Here is a 21,649-nt window from a genome sequence, read left to right as displayed (position 1 = left end):
ATGGAATTTCGCACGGACTACCCTGATGACTATCGGGCCGGCTTCGCCTGCTTCGTGGGTCGCCCGAATACGGGCAAATCAACCCTGACGAACGCCCTGGTGGGGGAGAAGGTCGCGATCACCTCGGCCAAACCTCAGACGACCCGGCATACGATCCGCGGAATCGTCCACAAGGACGACCACCAGCTCATCCTCATCGACACCCCCGGACTGCACAAACCGCGCACCCTGCTCGGTTCCCGACTCAACGATCTGGTGGCATCCACGCTGGGCGAGGTCGACGTCATCGGCTTCTGCCTGCCCGCCGATGAGCCGATCGGTCCCGGCGACCGCTATATCGCCTCCCAGCTGGCGCTGCTGGACGGACGGACCCCGATCGTCGCGCTCGTGACGAAGGTCGACCGGGTGCCCAAGGACAAGATCGCCGAGGCGCTGCTGGCCGTCGGCGAGCTCGCCGACTTCGCCGATGTCGTCCCGGTCTCCGCAGTCGAGGACTTCCAGGTCGACACCGTCGATTCGGTGCTCGCTGCGCATCTGCCGAAATCTCCTCCGCTCTACCCCGACGGCGACCTCACGGACGAGCCGGAAGAGAAGATGATCGCCGAGCTCGTGCGCGAAGCGGCCCTCGAGGGAGTGCGTGACGAACTGCCCCATTCCCTGGCTGTGCAGGTCGAGGAGATGTACCCGCGGGAAGGGCGCCGCGAGGACAATCCGCTGTGGAACGTCCACGTCAACCTCTATGTCGAACGTCCCAGCCAGAAGGCCATCATCATCGGCAAGGGCGGCAGCCGGCTGAAGACCATCGGGTCGGAATCCCGGCAGGGCATCGAGCGGCTCCTCGGCACGAAGGTCTACCTCGACCTGCACGTCAAGGTGGCTAAGGACTGGCAGCGCGATCCCAAACAGCTCGGCCGCCTCGGCTTCGACTTCAACAACTGATCTGCCGGGTCGGTCGCCGCTGGTGATGCGAACAGCTCGCCGGCGGGGCAGTGGACGGACGGCGGAAGCGCCGCGGATGCGTTGCCTGTGACGAGCATCACCCTGCGAGGCCCGAGTTGAACCGGGCACTCGAGCCTGCCTTAGACTAGGCCGAGTGAATGCCGAGCAGACTCTGGTCGCACTGAGCGACCGATCCCCACAGGTTGCCCCCGAAGAGCTCATCGCAGGTCTCGTGCCGCCGCCTCAGTTCGAGGACGTGTCCTTCGACAGCTACCGCACCGACCCCGCGGAGCCCTCGCAGGAAGAGGCACGGAACAAGCTGCGGGAATTCACCCAGCGCTCGACCGACAAGGGATTCCTCGGCAAGCTGTTCTCGAAGGGAAGATCCGGTGCCAAGGGCGTCTACCTCGACGGCGGCTACGGGGTCGGCAAGACTCACCTGTTGGCTTCGGCCTGGCATGCCAACGAGAAGCCGGCGACCTTCGGCACCTTCGTCGAATACACGAACCTCGTCGGGGCCTTGGGCTTCGCCCGGGCTCGCGACGACCTGTCGAAGATGAAGCTCGTCTGCGTCGACGAATTCGAACTCGACGATCCCGGCGACACCGTGCTCATGTCCCGGCTGATGCGTGAACTCACCGACGCCGGAGTGAAGATCATTGCGACATCGAACACTCTGCCAGGGTCCCTGGGGGAGGGGCGCTTCGCCGCTCAGGACTTCCTGCGCGAGATTCAGGCGCTGGCCGATCAGTTCGAGGTCTATCGCATCGACGGCAAGGACTACCGTGCCCGTGAGCTGACAGCTCCAGCGGACCCGCTGCCGGAATCCGAACTCGATTCGGCCGCGAGCCAGCTTGACGGAGTTGTGGCTCGCGATGACTTCTCCGCGCTGCTCAGCCACCTGTCCACCGTTCACCCTTCACGTTACGGGCGGATGGTCGACGGAATCGACGCGGCTGTGTGGGAGAACGTGCGCACGATCGACAACGAGAGCGTGGCTCTGCGCTTCGTGGCGCTCGTCGACCGGCTCTACGATCGCAATGTGCACATCATCAACTCCGGTGCCGCTCTCGACAAGGTATTCACTGAAGAATCGTTGGCCGGCGGGTACAAGAAGAAGTACATGCGCTGCCTCTCGCGACTGACCGCTCTGTCGTCCTGAGCCGAGAAACCATCGACGCCCGTCGCACCTCTGATGAAGGTGGGGCGGGCGTCGGTCGTCTCTCAGTGCAGGCCGATCACGTCGAAGAGACGCAGGTCCGGGACCCAATCGGGCAGGCCGGTGAGTTTCAGGGTGAGCCACACGATGACAGCCACGAAGGCGGCCGTCACGGCCCCGATGGTCCATCGCACCCATAGGGGCTGCGCCATGATCCAATGCGTCCAGCGTTCGACGTTGTCCCTAACGAAGCGCAGAAGCCGCTGAGCCCAGTGGAACTCGCTGGAGATGATGAACAGGCCGATGATGACGATGAGCCAACCGGGGCCGGGCAGTGGAACGAGAGCGAGTCCGATGAGCACGACGAGTGTGCCGAGGCCGCCGACGATGGTGCGATAGAGGCGTGCGGTGTGAGGGTTGGCCAGCACTGTGCGCCGCCAGCGGAGGAACCCCAGACGCAGTTTCCGCCACGGTCGGGGACCTTGTCGGTGGTGGCGTGACAACCAGCCTTTCGGGCGGGTCTGCGGGCTCTCTGCATTCACCCAACCACTATAAGATGGTGACCCTGAAAGCTTGATCGATGCGTGTGACCACGATCACCCGATTCTGATTTTGCGTAAGCCGCTACCTGCGTATAGAGTTATATCTCGTTGCCAGGGAAACCGGGCAGCGAGAAATGCGGATGTGGCTCAGTTGGTAGAGCATCACCTTGCCAAGGTGAGGGTCGCGGGTTCGAGTCCCGTCATCCGCTCGGAGGCGTCATGGCACTGCCTTGGCGGTGGCGTGGCCGAGAGGCGAGGCAGCGGCCTGCAAAGCCGTATACACGGGTTCGAATCCCGTCGCCACCTCGGATGACCGGCAGGAATGTCGGTTGACCAGCGCGATTGGCGCAGCGGTAGCGCGCTTCCTTCACACGGAAGAGGTCACTGGTTCGATCCCAGTATCGCGCACAGGGACCCTCGGGTTCCGGTGCAACAAATGAATAGAGCGCGATTGGCGCAGCGGTAGCGCGCTTCCCTGACACGGAAGAGGTCACTGGTTCGATCCCAGTATCGCGCACAGAAGAAGCCCCGAGTAGAAGCCCCGAGTGATCCACTCGGGGCTTCGTGCATTCACGCTTGAGCTTCTTTCGCAATAGCTCACTTTTGGGCGAATAGCCCATGTTTGAAACTGGGCTGTTCACTCTAAGCTGGGCTGAACCCGCGAAACTGGATTGTGTACGTTTAGTTCACCGTGTTCCAGGACTGAAACGCGGTCAGCATGCGGTATCAAAGGGGTTTGCTAGTACGCTAGGTGTTGTACTAAACGACGATGACTCGGAGCACCTATGTCTACTCCTCAGAACCCGTACGGTTCGGGTGACGGTTCGCCCAACAACCCCAACGGGCAGAACCCGAACAACCAGCCGCCGAATGCCCCCAACTACGGCAACGATCAGAATGCCGGTCAGCAGCCCGGTCAGTACGGTTCGGGGCAGCCCGGTCAGCAGTACGGATCGTCGGGCGACCAGCCCAATGGTTCGCAGCCGAACTACGGTCAGGGCGGCAACGACGGCTCGCAGCAGTACGGACAGCAGGCTCCCCAGTACGGCTCCCAGCCGAACTACGGTGCGTCGAACGATCAGAATCAGTACGGCCAGAACCAGTACGGCCAGGACCCGAACAATCAGAACCAGTACGGTCAGGGCCAGCCTGACCAGAACCAGTACGGGGACAACCAGTACGGGCAGAACCCCTACGACACCAACGCGCAGGGATACGACGCCAACCAGTACGGTCAGCAGCCGGCCTACGCCGGTGCCGACGGATCCTCCGATCAGTTCATCCCGGCCAATCCCAACTCCGGCTACGGCCAGTACCCATCCGGGTCGGGCGGCAACACCTCGAAGAACATCTGGGGCATCCTCGCCCTCATCGGCGGCATCGTCGGCGTCCTCGGCGCGTTCGTCTTCGGCGGCGGCGCTCTCTTCGGCATCGCAGCAGTGATCTTCGGCTTCGTCGGACTCTCCGCGGTCAAGAAGGGCCTCGCCAGCAACAAGGGCCTCAACATCACCGGCATCATCCTCGGCATTGTGTCGGTCGTCATCTCGATCGCCGTCGTCATCTTCACCATCCTCGGCATCGGCATGCTCGGCAAGGCCATCGACGAAGCTGCCAGCTCATCCGCCCCCGCCGACCCGAGCCAGGGTGCGGGACAGGACCCGAGCCAGGGCTCCGGCGGCTCCGACGGCGGAGCCGGCGCACCTGCTCAGGCCGGCGAGGTCGAGATCGGCACCGACGTCACTGCCCAGATCAGTGTCCGCGAGGGCACCGCATCGTCGTCCGCCTCCGGAGCCGAATCGACCAATGGTGAGATCGCCATCGTGACGATGACCGTGAAGAACAACTCGAGCTCCGATGTCGAGATGACTCTCACGAACCTGACTGCCAACAACGGCGGCAGCACGGAATATGACGACGTCTTCGACGGCGGAAACTACAAGGGCTCTCTGGCCTTCACCGATCCGGTTCCTGCCGGCGGCGAAACGACCTATGAATTCGCCTACGCCGTCCCCAAGGCCGAAATCGATGGCATGCACCTCAAGCTCGAACTCATCGACGACCTCGGCAAGGGCACTGACTTCGAGTTCTACAAGCAGTGACACCCTGTTCCCCGAGGTGACAAGGCCCTTTCGGCCCTGACGCCTCGGGTGCAGGCTTCGGCAGACTCAGTGTGGGTGGCAGTCATTCGACTGCCACCCAACTGATTTGTCACAAGCGAATTGGTACTAGAATCTGAGGGTGACCAGCCCACCGAAAGGGCCGGTCGAATGAACACATGACGAACGGAGAAGATCAGTGGCAGACAGTATCGACTGCGCGGGCGAAAGCATTCCCTGGAAAGAGGGTCTGACCGGAACGGAGATCTTCTCCACCGACCGCACAGTCGTCGCCATGTGGCTGAACGGCGAACCCGCCGACCTCAGCCGCGAGCTGCAGTCAGGAGACCGGATCGCTCCGATCACCATCGACTCCGACGCCGGACTCGACATCCTGCGCCACTCCACCGGTCACGTCACCGCTCAGGCCGTCCAGGAGCTCTTCCCCGGAACCAAGCTCGGCATCGGGCCCTACATCACCGACGGCTACTACTTCGATTTCGACGCTGCCGAACCCTTCACCCCTGAGGACCTCAAGGCGATTCACAAGAAGGCCGCCCAGATCGTCAAGTCCGGTCAGACCTTCAACCGCGTCGTCGTCTCCGAAGAGGAAGCCCGCGAGCGAATGGCCGACGAACCGTACAAGCTCGAACTCATCAACGACAAGGGCAAGGGCGGCGACGAGGAGACCTCTGTCGAGGTCGGCGCCGGTGAACTCACCGTCTACGAGAACGTCGACCGCAAGGGCGAGGTCGTCTGGCAGGACCTCTGCCGCGGCCCCCACCTGCCCAACACCAAACTCATCGGCAACGGCTTCGCCATCACCCGATCCTCGGCGGCCTATTGGCGCGGCGACCAGGCGAATGCGAGCCTGCAGCGCGTCTACGGAACCGCCTGGGCGTCGAAGGACGACCTCAAGGCCTACCAAGACCGCATCGCCGAAGCCGAGCGTCGCGACCATCGCAAGCTCGGTGCCGAGATGGACCTGTTCTCGTTCCCCGAAGAGCTCGGCTCCGGCCTGCCCGTCTTCCACCCCAAGGGCGGGGTCATCAAACGCGAGATGGAGGACTACGTCCGCGCCCGTCATATCGACGAGGGCTTCGAATACGTCGGGACCCCGCACATCTCGAAAGAGACGCTGTACTACACCTCCGGACACCTGCCCTACTACGGAGAGAACATGTTCCCGGCGATGTCCGTCGACGAGGTCCGCGACGAGTCCGGCGAAGTCGTCAAGGAGGGCACTCCCTACCGGCTCAAGGCCATGAACTGCCCCATGCACAACCTCATCTACCGCTCCAGGGGCCGGTCCTACCGCGACCTGCCGCTGCGGCTGTTCGAGTTCGGCACCGTCTACCGTGACGAGGCCTCCGGAGTCATCCATGGCCTCACGCGGGTCCGCGCGCTGACCCAGGATGACTCCCACTCCTATGTGGCACAGGAAGACGCGGGCAAGGAGATCCGCCACCTGCTGAACTTCGTGCTCAGCCTGCTGCGCGACTTCGGCCTCGACGACTTCTACCTCGAACTGTCCACCCGCGACGAGGACGGAAAGAAGGCCGACAAGTTCATCGGCTCCGACGAACAGTGGGCCGAAGCCACCAGCGTGCTCGAGGAGGTCGCTCAGGAGACCGGGCTCGAGCTCGTCCCCGACCCGGGCGGCGCCGCCTTCTACGGCCCGAAGATCTCCGTCCAGGCCCGCGACGCCATCGGCCGCACCTGGCAGATGTCGACCGTCCAGCTCGACTTCAACCAGCCCGAGCGCTTCGGACTCGAATACGTCGCCGCCGACGGCTCCCGCAGACAGCCGGTGATGATCCATTCGGCGAAGTTCGGTTCCATCGAACGCTTCCTCGGCGTGCTCACCGAGCACTATGCCGGTGCCTTCCCCGTGTGGCTGGCGCCCGTGCAGGTGACCTGCATCCCCGTGGCCGATGAGTTCAACGACTACCTCGCCGAGGTGGCCGACCAGCTGCGCAGGTCCGGGGTCCGCGTCGAGATCGACGACAGCGACGACCGATTCCCGAAGAAGATCCGCAACGCCTCGAAGTCGAAGGTGCCCTTCACCCTCATCGCCGGCGGAGAGGACCGCGACGCCGGTGCCGTGTCCTTCCGCTTCCGCAACGGCGAACAGGAGAACGGCGTCCCCGTCGCCGAGGCGGTGCGACGGATCCTCGACGCGATAGAGACCAAGGCCCAGGTATGAGCGGAGGCGACGACAGCCGAACCGCAGCAGAGAACTCGGACGGCCGCCTCGGCGAAGGGATTCCCTACCCCGAGGCTGCCGCCGGGTTCCCCGGGGAACCCGACGGATTCCAGCGTCTGTGGACCCCGCACCGGATGGTCTACATCGACGGACAGGACAAACCGAAGGACGACCGCGCCGAGGAGTGCCCGTTCTGCACTGCGCCGTCGAAGACCGACGAGGACGGACTCATCGTCGCCCGCGGTCAGCACGTGTACGCGGTGCTCAACCTCTACCCGTACAACCCGGGCCACCTGCTGATCTGCCCCTATCGTCACGTGGCCGACTACACGGATCTGACCCAAGAGGAGACCGTCGAACTCGCCGAGTTCACGCAGAAGGCAATGCGCGTCATCCGGGCGGTATCCGGTCCTCATGGATTCAACCTGGGCATGAACCAAGGACCCGTGGCCGGCGCAGGCATCGCCGCCCACCTGCACCAGCACGTCGTCCCACGCTGGGGCGGAGACGCGAACTTCCTGCCCGTGATCGCCCAGACCAAAGCCCTGCCGCAAGTGCACGCGGATGTGCAGGCACGGCTCAAAAAGGAATGGAACAGATGAATCCTGAAGACCTCGGCACTCTTGCCGAGTACTCCTCACCCGTGCTGCGCGGCGACGACGCCGTCATCACGATCCGACGACCCGATCTCGAGACCAACAGCTACCTCTCCCAGCTGTTCTCCTTGAGCGACGACAACTCCAGACGGCTGACCCACTCATGGTCGGACTCGAATCCAGAGTGCGGCCCGAACTGGTCCGGGTACCTGAGCGCGGAGAAGAAAGCCGCTCCGCAGCTCTTCGTCGGCGACAGCCTGGAAACGGCACACCAGATCACGGACAACCACCTCGGCGTGTCCGAATTCGCCCTCGACGACACCCGTTCCAGGGCCCTCTACGTCGCCCGCGTCGCCGAACCCGGACGCTACGGGCTCGACGATGCCATTCCGGCGGCCGAAGAAGCTCCACGCCGGATCACCACGGCTTCCTACCTGGCCAACGGCCTCGGCTATACGAACGACCGTCCGGCCCGCGCCTTCCTCGTCGACCTCGCCGAACCCGGTCTCGGCACCGTGGGCCTGCGCGGGGCCTCCGAAGTTCCGCTGTCGACTCTGCTGACGACCCCGGACAGCGACGTCCACGATCCGCAGTTCTCCCCGGACGGCACGCGAGCGTCCGTGGTCTCCGCGCTCCACCCCGACCAGGGGCAGCCCGACCTGCGCTCGACGGTCTGGCTGCTCGGGGGAGAGGCGCCGACACCACTCGAGCTGCCGTCCATGGACGTCGGTCTGCACCGGTGGCTCGACGAAGACACCGTTGTGCTGCTCGGCAACGCCCTGACCCGTGACGAACTCGACTTCGTCGGCCAGATGCCCGGGCTCTTCATCCACACCGTATCGACCGGCTCCACGAGGCGGCTGACCGACCCGGAGACCGTGGCGCTGGCACCGATCCCGCCGCAGATCCGCGAGGGAGCGGTCATCGCCGCCGTCGACACGGACGGGGCCACCCGGATCGTTCGCATCGGCCTCGACGCCGCAGAGATCGGCGTGGATGACCTCGAGTTCCTCACCGATGACACCACCGTCGTCAACGGCTTCGATGCCGACGACGACACGCTCGTCTTCACCGGATCGACCCCGCACTCTCCGGCCGTGCTCGGCCGCATCGCCCTCGGCGGACCCACGGAGTCCGGGGCCGCCTCGGCGCTGGGGTCCTCTGTGATCGTCAAGGAGCATCCGGCACCGGCGAACTCCGTCCTGCCCCAGGTGCTGCGGGTGCCCGGCATTTCCGGGCCGATCACCGGCTGGCTGGCCAAACCGCACGGCGACGGGCCGTTCCCCGTCATCCTCAACATCCACGGCGGGCCCTTCGCCCAGTACACGCATTCGTGGTTCGACGAGACCCAGGTGCTCACGTCCGCAGGTTACGCCGTCGTGTTCTCGAACCCGCGCGGATCCGGCGGCCGCACCCGCAGCTGGGGGACCGCCGTCCAAGGAGACATGGCGGCACCGGCGATGGCCGATGTGCTCGCCGTCCTCGATCACGCCCTCGACCTCGATCCCTCCCTCGATCGCAGCCGTCTGGGCATCCAGGGCGGATCGTATGGGGGATATCTCACAGCCATGACGATCGCCGCGGACCATCGCTTCCGCGCCGCCATCGTCGAACGCGGCTACCTCGACCCCGACAGCTTCGTCGGGACCTCCGACATCGGCCGCTTCTTCACCGAGGAGTACACGAGCCGCAGCCGCGAGGCGATCGCGGCCCAATCACCTCTGGCCCACGCTCCACAGGTCGGCACACCGACCTTGGTGATGCACTCGGAACTCGATCTGCGCTGCCCGCTGGAGCAGGCACAGCAGTACTATGCGGCCCTCCAGAGAGCCGGGGTCGACACCGAGATGCTCATCTTCCCCGGGGAGAACCACGAGCTCTCCCGGGCCGGGCAGCCCCGCCACCGCAGGCAGCGCTTCGAAGCCATCCTCGACTGGTGGGATCGCCGTCTGGGCGGCGAAGATCGGGAACAGTCACAGGATGGCCGACATCGTCCTGAGGCAGCTGATCCCGCTGTGGCCGCAGCGGCCGACTCCGCGTCATGAGCGCCGAGTTGGCCGGGACCGCGCAGAGCCGATATCGTTCTCTGGGCCGCTGTCGCGCTCTTGCCGAAATCCCCCAGCGTCATTATTCTGCAAACACTTGCCTCCCTTCGCCGCCGACCACTGGAGAAACATGAAACCTCGTAAAGCCTCACGGGTCGTATTACTCAATGAGCGCGACGAGGTTCTCCTGATCCGTGCCCAGGATCTGCTGACCCCCAGCCACCAATGGTGGATGACCTGCGGAGGCGGTTCCGAACTCGGCGAGTCGGCCGCGCAGACGGCGGCCCGGGAACTGGCCGAGGAGACCGGGATCGAATGCGAACCTCACGAACTCATCGGTCCCTTGGCCACGCGCGACGAGGTCTTCGAATTCACGGAGAAGTCGCTGCGCCAGGTCGAAACCTACTTCGCGTTCCGCACCAGCGAGGACATCGAGCTCGAAGACGCGGTCTGGACGGACATCGAGAAGCGCAGCCTGCTCGAATTCCGCTGGTGGACCCGGGAGGAGCTTCTGGCCACGACGGAGACGATCTATCCGAAGAACCTCCTCGGCCTCATCGACCTGGCCACCGCCGGGTCCGTTCCCGACGTGCCGCTGGTCATCGACTGAGCGCACGATCGCGCTCCGTAACAGGTCCGCAGTGCGGTCCGGTGGGAGTGCGCACGGAATCGCGAACGGGAAGTCTGCACGAGTCGGCGCGGTCAGCGTATAGACTTGAGAGGCTGTAACTACAGGAAGGAACACCAGTGTCAGGTCATTCCAAATGGGCAACGACTAAACACAAGAAGGCTGCCATCGATGCCAAGCGCGGCAAGCTCTTTGCCAAGCTGATCAAGAACATCGAGGTGGCCGCACGCAACGGTGGACCCGACCCCGACGGCAACCCGACGCTGTTCGATGCGATCCAGAAGGCGAAGAAGAACTCGGTCCCCGCGGACAACATCACCCGTGCGGTCAAGCGCGGCGGCGGTCTCGACGGCTCCGGAGTCAACTACGAGACGATCATGTACGAAGGCTACGCCGCCGGCGGTGTGGCACTGCTCATCGAATGTCTCACCGACAACCGCAACCGCGCCGCCTCCGAGGTGCGCGTGGCCGTGACCCGCAACGGCGGTTCGATGGCCGATCCCGGTTCGGTGACGTACAACTTCAACCGCAAGGGCGTCATCACCGTGGGCGCCGAGGAGACCGACGAAGAGGCCATTCTGCTGGCGACCATGGACGCCGGAGCCGAAGAGGTCAAGGAAGTCGGCGAGAAGTTCGAGATCATCTGCGAGGCCACCGACCTCGTGGCCGTGCGTACGGCCCTCGTCGACGCCGGCATCGACTACGACTCGGCCGAGGCCTCCTTCGTGCCCGAACTCGAGGTCAGCCTCGACGCGGAGACAGCGAGCAAGGTCTTCTCCCTCATCGATGCGCTCGAAGACAGCGACGAGGTGCAGAACGTCTACTCGAACGCCGATGTCAGCGATGAGGTCCTCGCCGAACTCGATGCCTGATGCGCATCCTCGGCGTTGATCCCGGACTGACCCGGTGCGGGCTCGGTGTCATCGACACCCTGCCCGCCCGGAAGGCGAAGATGGTCGCCGTCGACGTTCTGCGGACTCCTTCCGCCGATTCCGTCGACCTTCGTCTCGGCGCCATCGCCGAGGCGTTCGACAGCTGGTTGGACACGTACCGTCCCGATGTCGTGGCCATCGAACGCGTCTTCGCCCGCAACGATGTGTCCACGATCATGGGCACCGCCCAGGCATCGGGACTGACCATGGGATTGGCTGCCCGACGCGGGCTGCCCGTGGCCATGCACACCCCATCCGAGGTCAAAGCTGCGATCACCGGTTCGGGCCGTGCGGACAAGAAACAGGTCACCTCGATGGTGACGCGGATCCTCGGACTCGACGCACCGCCGAAGCCCGCCGACGCCGCCGACGCCCTCGCGATCGCGATCTGCCATTCCTGGCGCGGGGCGCTGTCGGCCCAATCGACGCCGGGGGCAAATAAGGATCTGACCGAACGCAAGGCCGGCGGGAGGCAGGGAAGCGGACTGACGAAGGCCCAGCAGCAGTGGGCCGAGGCCATGCGGCGCGCCAAGTGAGCATGGGGGAGCGGGTGCCTGCTAACCTGGATTCGTACACGTGTTCCCCTTAAGAAAGGCTGTCCGTGATCAGTTTCCTCAGCGGTACGGTGCATCGGATCGCAGCTGACCACCTCGTCGTTCTCACCCACGGCGTCGGCCGGAAGGTCCACGTCACCCCCGATACTCTGGCTGGGACTCGGCACGGCGCCGAGATCGAACTGGTCACCAGCCTCGTGGTGCGCGAAGACTCGATGACCCTCTATGGCTTCGGCACCGAGGACGAGAACCACACCTTCGAGGTGCTGCTGTCGATCTCCGGAATCGGTCCGCGTCTGGCGATGGCGATCCTCTCGGTGATGGGACCTGACGAACTTGCCGCCGCGATCACGAATCAGGATGCCAACGCGCTCACCCGTGTCCCCGGAATCGGGAAGAAGGGCGCCTCGCGCATCATCCTCGAGCTGGAGAACAAACTGCCGAAGCTCACCGCTGCCTCTCCCGGACCCACTCTGTCCTTCGGCGGCGGCAACCAGCAGGTCGTCGACGCTCTTGTGGGTCTCGGGTGGAAGGAAGCGCAGGCTGAGGACGTCGTCGCCGACGTCGTCAAGGAGACCGGTGCTGATGCCGGCACCTCCGCGGTCCTCAAGGCCGCTCTGAAGGTTCTGGGTGCGAAGAGATGACAGGCTCGTTCGACCCCGACTCCTATGAGGTGGACTTCGGTGATCAGGACCTGACCGGAGCCGAACAGGAGAGACTCGTCTCCGGTCGTGCCGAGACGGCCGAACGCGATGCCGAGGCGGCGCTGCGTCCGAAGGGCCTGGCCGACTTCATCGGCCAGCCGCAGGTGCGTGAGCAGCTCTCCCTCGTCCTCGACGCGGCGAAGGCCAGACAGAAGGCACCCGACCATGTGCTGCTCTCCGGTCCTCCCGGGCTCGGCAAGACCACGCTGGCGATGATCATCGCCCACGAGATGAACTCGAGCCTGCGAGTGACGTCCGGCCCGGCCGTCCAGCACGCCGGTGACCTCGCAGCCATCCTGTCCTCCCTCGAAGAAGGTGAAGTCCTCTTCATCGACGAGATCCACCGCATGGCCCGGGCCGCCGAGGAGATGCTGTACGTGGCGATGGAGGACTTCCGAGTCGACGTCATCGTCGGCAAAGGACCAGGAGCCACCGCCATCCCGCTCGACCTCCCGCAATTCACCCTCGTCGGGGCGACCACCCGATCCGGTCTGCTGCCCGCGCCGCTGCGTGACCGTTTCGGCTTCACCGCCCTGCTCGACTTCTATTCGAGCGCCGATCTGCTCACGGTTCTCAAGCGTTCGGCCAGGATGCTCGGCATCGATGCCGAACTCGCCGGGCTCGAAGAGATCTCCACACGTTCCCGCGGAACCCCGCGAATCGCGAATCGCCTGCTGCGCCGCGTCCGCGACTGGGCCCAGGTGCGGGGGAGCGGAATCATCGACGAGGAAGCCGCCACCAATGCACTGCGCGTCTACGAGGTCGACGAGCTCGGTCTCGATCGCCTCGACCGGTCGGTTCTGCAGGTGCTGTGCAAGCGCTTCGGCGGAGGCCCGGTGGGATTGGGAACCCTCGCCGTCTCCGTCGGCGAAGAAGCGGATACAGTCGAAACCGTGTCCGAGCCCTACCTCGTCCGAGAGGGCCTGATCAGTCGCACCCCACGTGGACGTGTGGCCACCACGGCGGCCTGGAAGCACCTGAAAATGCAGATCCCAGCAAACTATGAGTTCTGACCGTGCCTTTGAGTTCGCTATGAGAGGTGAGGACGAACTAAGCTGGTTCACTGATTCATTCATATGAAAGGCTGATATCTGTGGATTTGCTGATCCCTCTTGCGCTTGCCGCGCTGCTGATCTTTTTCCTGTTCAATTCTCGGCGTAAGCAGAAGGCGCGTGCGGAGCAGATCAAATCGGGCCTCGTGCCCGGCGCGACCGTGATGACGACCTTCGGTGTCTTCGGCACCGTGCTCTCCATCGACGAAGAGAACAACCAGGTGACCATCGAGTCGGGTCCCGGCACGGTTCTGCGCGTCCACCGCCAGGCCATCGGTCAGATCGAGAACAACCAGGCCGCAGCGCCCGTCGACGCTCCCGACGCCGCCGCCCCCGCCGCTGATGCCGATGTCGACGCAGACGAGAAGCCGGCCATCACCGACGCCGAGCTCGACGCCATGAACGAACGCAAACGCGCCGAGAAAGACACCCCGGACGACGCATCCGATGACGTCATCGCCGATGAGTCCGCTGCGAAGACCGAGGACGTCGACTCCGAGGCAGTCGCCGAGTCCGAGGACGTCGACACCGAGGCCGCCGCTGAGACCGATGTCGACTCCGCCGCTGCGGAGTCCACGGACCCGACTGATTCGGATTCCGACAAGAAGAACTGATCCGTTCTCGCACTCTTCTCCCGACTGAAAGCTGAAACGTGTCCGATATCGAAGAAAAACCACGCCCTGGTTTGCGCTTCCTGTGGCTGACCATCATCACTCTGGTGCTGGCCGCAATCATCGCCGGCGGTGTCATCTGGTCGAATGCCACGACGACTCCGAAGCTCGCGCTCGACCTCGAGGGTGGAACGTCGATCATTCTGGAACCGCAGGTGTCCAAGGGCACGGACATCAGCAAGGAGCAGCTCGATCAGGCCGTGGCGATCATCCGCCAGCGCGTCGACTCGACCGGTGTCTCCGAAGCCGAGATCACGACGCAGGGCGACCGCAACATCGTCGTGAATCTGCCGGGCAACCCCGACGAGGAGACCCGAAACCTCGTCCGCTCGTCTGCTCAGCTTGTCTTCCGTCGCGTGGCGCTGGTCGGTGACCCTCGTTCACAGGAGCAGATCCAGAAGGAACAGGAGAAGAGCGGCGAGGAATCGGGCGGCGATGACGGGCTGAGCGACGAAGAGCGCAAACGCCTCGAGGACCTCACCGGTGCAGACTCGCAGGGCGATGGACAGAGCGAGGACCAGGCTCCGTCCGGCGGCGGCGATGTCGTCAATGCCGGCGGCGAGACGAAGAAGACGGCCGAGTCCTCCGAGGAGACGAAATCTTCGGAGTCGGAGAGCAAGGACGCGGAGAAGTCCGGAGAAGGCAGCGGATCGAGCGACAGCACGAAGGTCACCGACTCGACGCCGCGGCCCCTCTTCGATCCGGAGAAGGACGCCTCCGAATGGCAGTCCGACAAGATCATCAAGGAGTACACCGAGCTCGACTGCACGAACAAGAAGAACCGGACGGGCGGCCAACAGCAGCCCTCGGACGAACCGGTCGTCTCGTGCTCCGAAGACGGACAGGCGAAGTACATCCTCGGGCCTGTCGAACTCTCCGGCGATCACCTCGCCGATGCCAGTGCCGGCTATGCCGCAGGAGCAAATGGCGTGCAGACCAACAACCCTGCCGTCAACCTCTCCTTCGACTCCACCGGTCGTGAGATCTTCAAGCAGATCACCTCGGACATCACCGGCAAACAGCAGCCCTACAACCAGTTCGCGATCGAACTCGACGGTCTCGTGCTGTCGGCTCCGTCTTCGAACGCGGTGATCAACGACGGCAACGCCCAGATCACCGGCGACTTCTCCCTCGACGAGGCACAGACTCTGGCCAACCAGCTCAAGAACGGCTCGCTGCCGCTGAGCTTCCAGGTCCAGAGCGAGGACCAGATCTCACCGACCCTGGGTTCGAACTACCTCAAGATCGGTCTGCTCACCGGCCTGGTCGGACTCCTCCTCGTCGTCGTCTATTCGCTGCTGCAGTACCGGGTGCTCGGCCTCGTCACCGTCTCGAGCCTCGTCGTCGCCGGTGTGCTCACCTACCTGCTGCTGCTTTTGGCATCGTGGAGATACGGCTACCGACTGTCCCTGGCCGGTGTCGCCGGTATCATCATCGGAATCGGCATGGCGGCGGACTCGTTCATCGTCTACTTCGAACGTGTCCGAGACGAACTGCGCAGCGGTCGCAATCTGCTCTCCGCGGTCGAGGTCGGCTGGGACCGTGCCAAGCGCACGATCTACGCCTCGAAGGCAGTGAACATGCTCGCCGCGGTCATTCTCTACATCCTGGCCGTCGGCTCGGTGCGAGGCTTCGCCTTCACCCTGGGCCTGACCGTGATCATCGACGTGCTCATCGTCTTCCTGTTCACCCACCCGATGCTGCAGTTCCTGGCCCGCACGAAGTTCTTCGGCGAGGGCCACCCGATGTCCGGAATGGATCCGCGTCTGCTCGGAGTCAAACCCGCCGCCTACCGCGGAGCGCTCAACCTGTCAATCGACGACAAGGACAAGACTCCCGAAGCCAAGCGGCGCGAGAAGGCACGGATGCGCAAGGCCGGGATGAGCACAGACGACAGCTCCGATACGACTGCTGCAGCAGCTGCGTCCGAGTCGGGGGAGACCACGACGACGTCCGAGACGGACAAGGCCACGACCGGCAGGTCCACGACCACGAAGTCGAAGGCCACGAAGTCGAAGAGCACGAAAGCGGCGAAGTCCGCTGCTGCGACGGGCGGAATGACCATCGCCGAGCGGAAGGCCGCGGCCCGACGGGCCGAGGAAGACGATGCCGTCACAGACTCGACGGCTGACGACGGCAAGGAGGCTGACAAGTGAAACGGTTCTTTGCCTGGGGCAACCGCCTGCACAGCGGCGAATCATCGATCCCCTTCGTCGGCAAGGCGAAGCTGTGGCTGGCCATCTCCGGAGTCCTCGTCCTCCTGTCCCTGCTCGTCCCGCTCATCTTCGGCTTCAACTTCGGCATCGCCTTCAAGGGCGGTTCGCAGTTCCAGGTCGACCATGTCAGCGACACCTCGGCCGCCAAGGGGGAAGGCATCATCACCGATGTCGTCTCCGGGGCCGAGCCGCGCCTGACTCCGACCAGCGACACGGCTGTCCAGATCGAGACGAACCAGCTCACCGACCCGCAGATGCAGGACGTCCGAGACGCTCTCGTCGCCGGCTACGACGTGAAGGTCGAAGACGTCACCTCGACGTTCGTCGGACCCGAATGGGGTCAGGACGTGACGTCGAAGATGATCCGCGCACTCGTCATCTTCGTGGCCATCGCACTCGTCGTCATGGCTCTGTACTTCCGCACCTGGAAGATGTCGCTCGCGGCGATCGTCGGCCTCTTCGTCGTGATGATCGTGACGATGGGCATCTACTCGGCCACCGGCTTCGAAGTCACCCCGGAGGCCATCATCGGCTTCCTCACCGTGCTCAGCTTCTCGCTCTATGACACGGTGGTGGTCTTCGACAAGATCCGAGAGAACACGACGCGATTCGAGGAGAAGCGGAACCTCAAGTTCTCAGAACTCGTCAACCTCGGTGTGAATCAGACGACCGTGCGCTCGATCAACACCTCAGTGGTGTCGGTGCTCCCGATCGCCTCGATCCTCTTCATCGGTGTGTTCCTGCTCGGCGCGGGAACACTGGTCGACATCTCACTGTCCCTGTTCATCGGTACTATAGTGGCAGCCGCTTCGACGCTGTTCGTCGCGAGCCCCCTCTACGCCCTCCTCCGGGCAAATGAACCGGCGGTCAAGGCACAGGAGGAGGCCGTGCGTGAACTACGCTTGAAGGATGGGGGAGCAGACGTCCCACCGGTGACACACGCCGAAGTCTGATTCCCGAGAGAGGAGATGTTGTGGCTTCGTCCGCTGATTCGCGCCGTCCGCGAGGCATCTCCCGTTTAGCCTGGTGGGCGGCCAGGGCACAGAACAACCCTGGCTACCCGCGAGTGCTCGGCCCGATGATCCGGGCCCTGCAGTCGAACCATCCGAAGGCGGACATCGACCTCGTCGTCCGGGCCTACAAGGTCGCCGAGGAGGCCCACCGAGGGCAGACTCGCAAGTCCGGTGATGCCTATATCACCCACCCCATCGCGGTGGCGACGATCCTTGCGGAGATCGGCATGCTGCCGGTCACGCTAGCCGCCGCTCTGCTGCACGACACCGTCGAAGACACCTCGTACTCGCTCGACGAACTCACCGAGGAATTCGGCTCCGAAGTCGCGGCCATGGTCGACGGTGTGACGAAGCTCGACAAGCTCACGTACGGGCAGGCCGCGCAGTCCGAGACCGTGCGCAAGATGATCGTGGCGATGGCCAAGGACATCCGCGTCCTCGTCATCAAGCTCGCAGACCGCCTGCACAATGCGCGCACCTGGCGCTTCGTGCCCGCCTCGTCAAGCACGAAGAAGGCTCGCGAGACCCTCGACATCTTCGCTCCGCTGGCACACCGGCTGGGCATGAACACGATCAAATGGGAGCTCGAAGACCTGTCCTTCCAGGTCCTCCATCCCAAGGTCTACGACGAAGTGGTCCGACTCGTCGCGGATCGGGCTCCCGAGCGTGAGAAGTATCTGGCCACGGTCTCCGAGGAGCTCCAGGGCGAACTCAAGGAATCCGGAATAGACGCCTCCATCACGGGGCGCCCCAAGCACTACTATTCGATCTATCAGAAGATGGTCGTGCGCGGACACGAGTTCGCCGACATCTACGATCTCGTCGGAGTCCGCGTCCTCGTCGAATCCGTACGCGAATGCTACGCCACCCTCGGCATCGTCCACGCCCGCTGGAATCCTGTTCCCGGACGGTTCAAGGACTATATCGCGATGCCGAAGTACAACATGTACCAGAGCCTGCACACCACGGTGATCGGGCCGGCCGGCAAGCCCGTCGAAATCCAGATCCGGACCCACGAGATGGATCGCCGTGCAGAATTCGGCGTCGCCGCTCACTGGAAGTACAAGGATCTCAACAAGTCGTCGAAGGCCGTGACCTCGAACACCGCGCGTTCGGTGAAGGTCTCCGACGCCGGTGAGGTCGACGACGCCGCCTGGCTGCGACAGCTGCTGGACTGGCAGCGAGAGGTCTCCGACCCCGACGAATTCCTCGACAGCCTCCGCTACGAGGTGAACTCGAAGGAAGTCTACGTCTTCACGCCCAAGGGCGAGGTGATGAGCCTGCCGTCGGGAGCCACCCCCATCGACTTCGCCTACGCAGTGCACACCGAGGTCGGGCACAAGACGATGGGCGCCCGCGTCAACGGTCGCCTCGTCGCTTTGGACACGGAGCTGAAGAACGGGGACTCCGTCGAGGTCTTCACCTCGAAGGACGAGAACGCCGGCCCCAGCCGCGACTGGCTCGGCTTCGTCAAGAGTCCACGTGCCCGCAGCAAGATCCGGCAGTGGTTCTCGAAGGAGCGCCGCGAAGAGGCGATCGAGAACGGTCGCGAACAGCTCGCCCGGGCGATGCGCCGCCATACGATCTCCGCCGCTTCGCTGATGAGCCAGGAAGCTCTCCAGGTCGTCGCCACGGAGATGCGTCTGCCCGATGTCAGCGCCCTCTATGCCGCGATCGGCAACGGCGTGTCTTCGGCTCAGCACGTCGTCGATCTGCTGGCCAAGGAAGTCGGGGAGGACGACGAGTCGGTCGTGCTGCCACCGGAGCCTCGCAACCGCACGGGACAGTCCTCAGGGCACCATTCCTCGTCCGAAGGCGTCATCGTCAAAGGCGTCGACGATGTGCTCGTCAAACTGGCTCGCTGCTGCACCCCGGTGCCGGGAGACGAGATCCTCGGTTTCGTCACCCGCGGTTCGGGAGTCTCCGTGCATCGCGTCGACTGCCCGAACGTCACCTCACTCAAACGTGAACCCGAACGCATGGTCGAGGTCTCGTGGGGCGAGAAGACGAGCGGAATCTACCTCGTCCAGATCCAGGTCGAGGCCCTCGACCGTGCCGGTCTGCTCTCCGATATCACCAAGGTGCTCACCGAGACCCATGTGAACATCCTGTCGGCGTCGGTCGGCACCTCCCGGGCCCGCGTGGCGCAATCGAAGTTCGTCTTCGAGATGAGTGACGCCAGCCATCTCGACACTGTGCTCTCGGCCGTGCGCAAGGTCGAAGGCGTCTTCGACGTCTACCGCATCTCCGGCGGCTGATCCTCTCTGTCCAGCGCCGCGCGCATCTGAGCGACGAACGGTCGACGGGCCACCTCGGTGAGGTAGTCCCGGAGACGGTGGCGAAGACCGCTGGGAATCTCCGCAATGATGCCCTTGAGCGCCCGCGGCGACTCCGCGGTCCAGTTCCGGAAGTGCGGGAAGAGCAGATCGTAGAGCGTGCGTTCCTCCGTGGTGATCGGCAGCCCGTCGATGAGGCACCAATCATCTTGCACCAGATTCGTCTCGTGGACGTCGAAACCGTCATCGGCGATCCACCGGCGCCTGGGCAGTGTGATGAAGCTCAGCGGAGCGGGAGCCCGGCCGAGTCCGCGGTGCACCCACCAAGCGCTGTCGTGGGAGAGCGCGAGTCCGGGCGGGATGAGCGAATGCAGGGCGGCCATCCGCTCAGCGGGGGAGAGGATCGCACCCTTGCGCACCCAGGTCGATTCGGTCAGTCGGATGAGCAGACCGTCGAGGGTGAGCTCGGTGAGCTGCTCGTACCCGAAGTCCCGCAGATGAAACAACGCCTCCATACCCGAACTATCGTCGGATGTGGAGGCGTTGACAAGACTTCGGAGAGCGCCTGTGGACAGGTGCTGACTCGAACGTCAGAAGCTGTGGACGAGCGCCGCGGCCTCAGCCGAGGACTGCGGCCTCAGTCGAGTTCTGCGGCTGTCTGGGCGAGCTGATCCCGCCAGGCGCGGCGAGCGTCGAGAGCTTCCTGCGCCTCGGCGACGGACTTCTCATCGCCCCCGGCCTTCGCGGCCTCGAGCTTCTTCTCGAGGTCGACGATCGACTCGTCGAGCTGACTCAGCGCACCCGAGGTGCGGGCCTTCGTCTCCGGGTTGCTGCGCTGCCACGCGGCTTCCTCGGCATCGGCGAGCGCGCGTTCGACATCGCGCAGACCGTTCTCCATCCGCGAGACATCGGCGCGAGGGACCTTGCCGGCTTCCTCCCACTGGTCCTGGATGGTGCGCAGCTCGCGCTTGGCCGCCACCGGGTCGGTGATCGGCAGAAGCGCCTGAGCCTTCTTCAGCAGCTCTTCCTTGACGACGAGGTTGCCCTTGAACTCCTCGTCCAGAGCGGCATTCTCCGCATCACGGGCGGAGAAGAACACGTCCTGTGCTGCACGGAACCGTGCCCACAGCGCATCATCGTCCTTGCGCGAAGCACGCGGGGCGCGCTTCCACTGGCTCATCAGGTCCTTGTACTTCTGCGACACGGTGCGGAAATCGGTCGAGGCCGACAGCGACTCCGCCTCGGCGACGATCTTCTCCTTGATCCGCTTGCCCTCGGCATTGACCTTGTCGAGCTCGGCGAAGAACTCTTTGCGCTTGTGTTCGAAGGTGTTCCGAGCCTGCGAGAACCTGCCCCAGAGCTCCTGATCGACGGCACGCGGCAGACGGGGTCCGCTGCGCTGCATGTCCTTCCACTGGGCGAAGAGCTCACGCAGACGCGCGCCCGACTGCTTCCACTGGATCTTCGATGGATCCTGTTTGGCCAGGGTCTCGGCCTCGACGACGAGAGCCTCACGATCCTCGGCAGCGGCGAGTTTCGCGGCCTGCGCCCGGGCCGCCTGACGGGACTCCGTGGCCTCGGCATCGGAGATGAGGGTGTCGAGAGTGGCGCTCAGCCCTTTGAGATCTCCGACGACGTTGGCTTCCGGCAGTGATTCCTGCAGCGTCTTCGCCGCAGACACGACCTCACGGCCGGGAGCGCCGGCGGAGAGACGATTACGCAGCAGGACCGCGCTCTCGGCGAGTTCGACGTACTTCTTCGCGAAGTACTCGAGAGCCTCCTCGGGAGTGGCGTCCGGATACTGCCCGACGGCACGCTCGCCCTCCGGAGTGGTGACGAACACATTGCCGTCCGAATCGGCACGACCATGAGTCACCGCGCGAGCCACCTCGGCGTCGTGGTCGATATGGCTGGCATTGACCACCTGTGCCGCCTGCGGACGCGGCAGCGACGACGGACGGGGGGTCGGCTTCGGTGTCGGGGTCGACATGGTTCTCACCTTGTTTCCATCGGTCGAACC

The 21,649-nt window shown here is 64.4% G+C and carries 18 protein-coding genes and 4 tRNA genes; 19 read left to right on the top strand and 3 right to left on the bottom strand.

The window, feature by feature from the left end; all coding sequences use genetic code 11:
• Together era and zapE are read left to right on the top strand one after the other, a co-directional pair.
• Positions 1-939, top strand: a complete 939-nt coding sequence (gene era / locus ACVZTU_RS10345) for a GTPase Era (protein ID WP_139467362.1) — start codon at positions 1-3, stop codon at positions 937-939.
• A 154-nt stretch (positions 940-1,093) separates the two neighbouring features.
• On the top strand, positions 1,094-2,101 hold the full coding sequence (zapE, locus tag ACVZTU_RS10340) for a cell division protein ZapE (RefSeq protein ID WP_139908133.1): 1,008 nt from the start codon (positions 1,094-1,096) through the stop codon (positions 2,099-2,101).
• 62 nt (positions 2,102-2,163) lie between these two features.
• Here the strand turns inward: zapE and ACVZTU_RS10335 are convergent, their stop codons facing one another.
• Positions 2,164-2,640, bottom strand: coding sequence for a TIGR02611 family protein (locus ACVZTU_RS10335; protein WP_482400344.1), 477 nt, complete (start codon positions 2,638-2,640; stop codon positions 2,164-2,166).
• 136 nt (positions 2,641-2,776) lie between these two features.
• Between ACVZTU_RS10335 and ACVZTU_RS10330 the strand changes: the two genes are divergently transcribed.
• The 17 genes from ACVZTU_RS10330 (at position 2,777) to ACVZTU_RS10250 (ending at position 19,611) form a co-directional block, all read left to right on the top strand.
• Positions 2,777-2,849, top strand: a tRNA-Gly gene (locus ACVZTU_RS10330).
• A gap of 26 nt (positions 2,850-2,875) precedes the next feature.
• Positions 2,876-2,946, top strand: a tRNA-Cys gene (locus ACVZTU_RS10325).
• 30 nt (positions 2,947-2,976) lie between these two features.
• Positions 2,977-3,048: transfer RNA gene (locus ACVZTU_RS10320), tRNA-Val, on the top strand.
• Between the two features lie 37 nt (positions 3,049-3,085).
• A tRNA-Val gene (locus ACVZTU_RS10315) sits at positions 3,086-3,157 on the top strand.
• Positions 3,158-3,425: 268 nt separating this feature from the next.
• Positions 3,426-4,739, top strand: a complete 1,314-nt coding sequence (locus tag ACVZTU_RS10310; protein WP_482400343.1) for a DUF4352 domain-containing protein — start codon at positions 3,426-3,428, stop codon at positions 4,737-4,739.
• Positions 4,740-4,935: 196 nt separating this feature from the next.
• Positions 4,936-6,942, top strand: coding sequence for a threonine--tRNA ligase (thrS, locus tag ACVZTU_RS10305; RefSeq protein WP_482400342.1), 2,007 nt, complete (start codon positions 4,936-4,938; stop codon positions 6,940-6,942).
• Positions 6,939-7,544, top strand: coding sequence for an HIT family protein (locus ACVZTU_RS10300; RefSeq protein WP_139467358.1), 606 nt, complete (start codon positions 6,939-6,941; stop codon positions 7,542-7,544). Before thrS ends, ACVZTU_RS10300 begins: the two co-directional genes overlap by 4 nt.
• Complete coding sequence (locus ACVZTU_RS10295; RefSeq protein WP_482400341.1) at positions 7,541-9,583, top strand: alpha/beta hydrolase family protein; 2,043 nt, start codon at positions 7,541-7,543, stop codon at positions 9,581-9,583. Before ACVZTU_RS10300 ends, ACVZTU_RS10295 begins: the two co-directional genes overlap by 4 nt.
• A 130-nt stretch (positions 9,584-9,713) precedes the next feature.
• Positions 9,714-10,193 carry an NUDIX hydrolase gene (locus ACVZTU_RS10290; protein WP_062242804.1) on the top strand — a complete coding sequence of 160 codons (480 nt, stop codon included), beginning with the start codon at positions 9,714-9,716 and terminating at the stop codon, positions 10,191-10,193.
• A 137-nt stretch (positions 10,194-10,330) separates the two neighbouring features.
• Complete coding sequence (locus tag ACVZTU_RS10285) at positions 10,331-11,083, top strand: YebC/PmpR family DNA-binding transcriptional regulator (RefSeq protein ID WP_139467356.1); 753 nt, start codon at positions 10,331-10,333, stop codon at positions 11,081-11,083.
• Positions 11,083-11,679, top strand: a complete 597-nt coding sequence (gene ruvC, locus ACVZTU_RS10280) for a crossover junction endodeoxyribonuclease RuvC (protein ID WP_139908129.1) — start codon at positions 11,083-11,085, stop codon at positions 11,677-11,679. Before ACVZTU_RS10285 ends, ruvC begins: the two co-directional genes overlap by 1 nt.
• Before the next feature lie 65 nt (positions 11,680-11,744).
• Complete coding sequence (gene ruvA / locus ACVZTU_RS10275; protein ID WP_420097236.1) at positions 11,745-12,341, top strand: Holliday junction branch migration protein RuvA; 597 nt, start codon at positions 11,745-11,747, stop codon at positions 12,339-12,341.
• Positions 12,338-13,414 (top strand): Holliday junction branch migration DNA helicase RuvB, encoded by a 1,077-nt coding sequence (gene ruvB / locus ACVZTU_RS10270; RefSeq protein WP_139467353.1) that lies wholly within the window; start codon positions 12,338-12,340, stop codon positions 13,412-13,414. Before ruvA ends, ruvB begins: the two co-directional genes overlap by 4 nt.
• An 80-nt stretch (positions 13,415-13,494) precedes the next feature.
• Complete coding sequence (gene yajC / locus ACVZTU_RS10265; protein ID WP_482400340.1) at positions 13,495-14,067, top strand: preprotein translocase subunit YajC; 573 nt, start codon at positions 13,495-13,497, stop codon at positions 14,065-14,067.
• Positions 14,068-14,105: 38 nt separating this feature from the next.
• Positions 14,106-16,280 carry a protein translocase subunit SecD gene (gene secD, locus ACVZTU_RS10260; RefSeq protein ID WP_482400339.1) on the top strand — a complete coding sequence of 725 codons (2,175 nt, stop codon included), beginning with the start codon at positions 14,106-14,108 and terminating at the stop codon, positions 16,278-16,280.
• The gene (gene secF / locus ACVZTU_RS10255) at positions 16,277-17,293 is read left to right on the top strand and encodes a protein translocase subunit SecF (protein WP_482400338.1); all 1,017 of its coding nucleotides are present in this window, start codon (positions 16,277-16,279) and stop codon (positions 17,291-17,293) included. Before secD ends, secF begins: the two co-directional genes overlap by 4 nt.
• A gap of 20 nt (positions 17,294-17,313) precedes the next feature.
• Positions 17,314-19,611, top strand: coding sequence for a RelA/SpoT family protein (locus ACVZTU_RS10250; protein ID WP_139467351.1), 2,298 nt, complete (start codon positions 17,314-17,316; stop codon positions 19,609-19,611).
• Here the strand turns inward: ACVZTU_RS10250 and ACVZTU_RS10245 are convergent.
• Together ACVZTU_RS10245 and ACVZTU_RS10240 are read right to left on the bottom strand one after the other, a co-directional pair.
• Positions 19,590-20,144: a hypothetical protein gene (locus ACVZTU_RS10245; RefSeq protein WP_139908126.1), complete on the bottom strand. Its 555-nt coding sequence runs from the start codon at positions 20,142-20,144 to the stop codon at positions 19,590-19,592. The two genes, ACVZTU_RS10250 and ACVZTU_RS10245, sit on opposite strands and share 22 nt — an antisense overlap.
• A 122-nt stretch (positions 20,145-20,266) precedes the next feature.
• Positions 20,267-21,619 (bottom strand): DUF349 domain-containing protein, encoded by a 1,353-nt coding sequence (locus tag ACVZTU_RS10240; protein WP_139467349.1) that lies wholly within the window; start codon positions 21,617-21,619, stop codon positions 20,267-20,269.
• Between the last annotated feature and the right edge of the window lie 30 nt (positions 21,620-21,649).

Source organism: Brevibacterium sp. OS20, assembly GCF_056837565.1.
Note: the sequence above shows the minus strand (reverse complement) of the source record. Positions and strands in the feature narration are given on the sequence as shown.

Excerpts from the sequence above, each read along its gene's own strand:
- era (WP_139467362.1), top strand. The coding sequence starts at position 1 with ATGGAATTTCGCACGGACTACCCTGATGACTATCGGGCCGGCTTCGCC.
- ACVZTU_RS10310 (WP_482400343.1), top strand. The coding sequence starts at position 3,426 with ATGTCTACTCCTCAGAACCCGTACGGTTCGGGTGACGGTTCGCCCAAC.
- ACVZTU_RS10300 (WP_139467358.1), top strand. The coding sequence starts at position 6,939 with ATGAGCGGAGGCGACGACAGCCGAACCGCAGCAGAGAACTCGGACGGC.
- ACVZTU_RS10295 (WP_482400341.1), top strand. The coding sequence starts at position 7,541 with ATGAATCCTGAAGACCTCGGCACTCTTGCCGAGTACTCCTCACCCGTG.
- ACVZTU_RS10290 (WP_062242804.1), top strand. The coding sequence starts at position 9,714 with ATGAAACCTCGTAAAGCCTCACGGGTCGTATTACTCAATGAGCGCGAC.
- ruvC (WP_139908129.1), top strand. The coding sequence starts at position 11,083 with ATGCGCATCCTCGGCGTTGATCCCGGACTGACCCGGTGCGGGCTCGGT.
- ruvB (WP_139467353.1), top strand. The coding sequence starts at position 12,338 with ATGACAGGCTCGTTCGACCCCGACTCCTATGAGGTGGACTTCGGTGAT.
- ACVZTU_RS10245 (WP_139908126.1), bottom strand. The coding sequence starts at position 20,144 with ATGGAGGCGTTGTTTCATCTGCGGGACTTCGGGTACGAGCAGCTCACC.
- ACVZTU_RS10240 (WP_139467349.1), bottom strand. The coding sequence starts at position 21,619 with ATGTCGACCCCGACACCGAAGCCGACCCCCCGTCCGTCGTCGCTGCCG.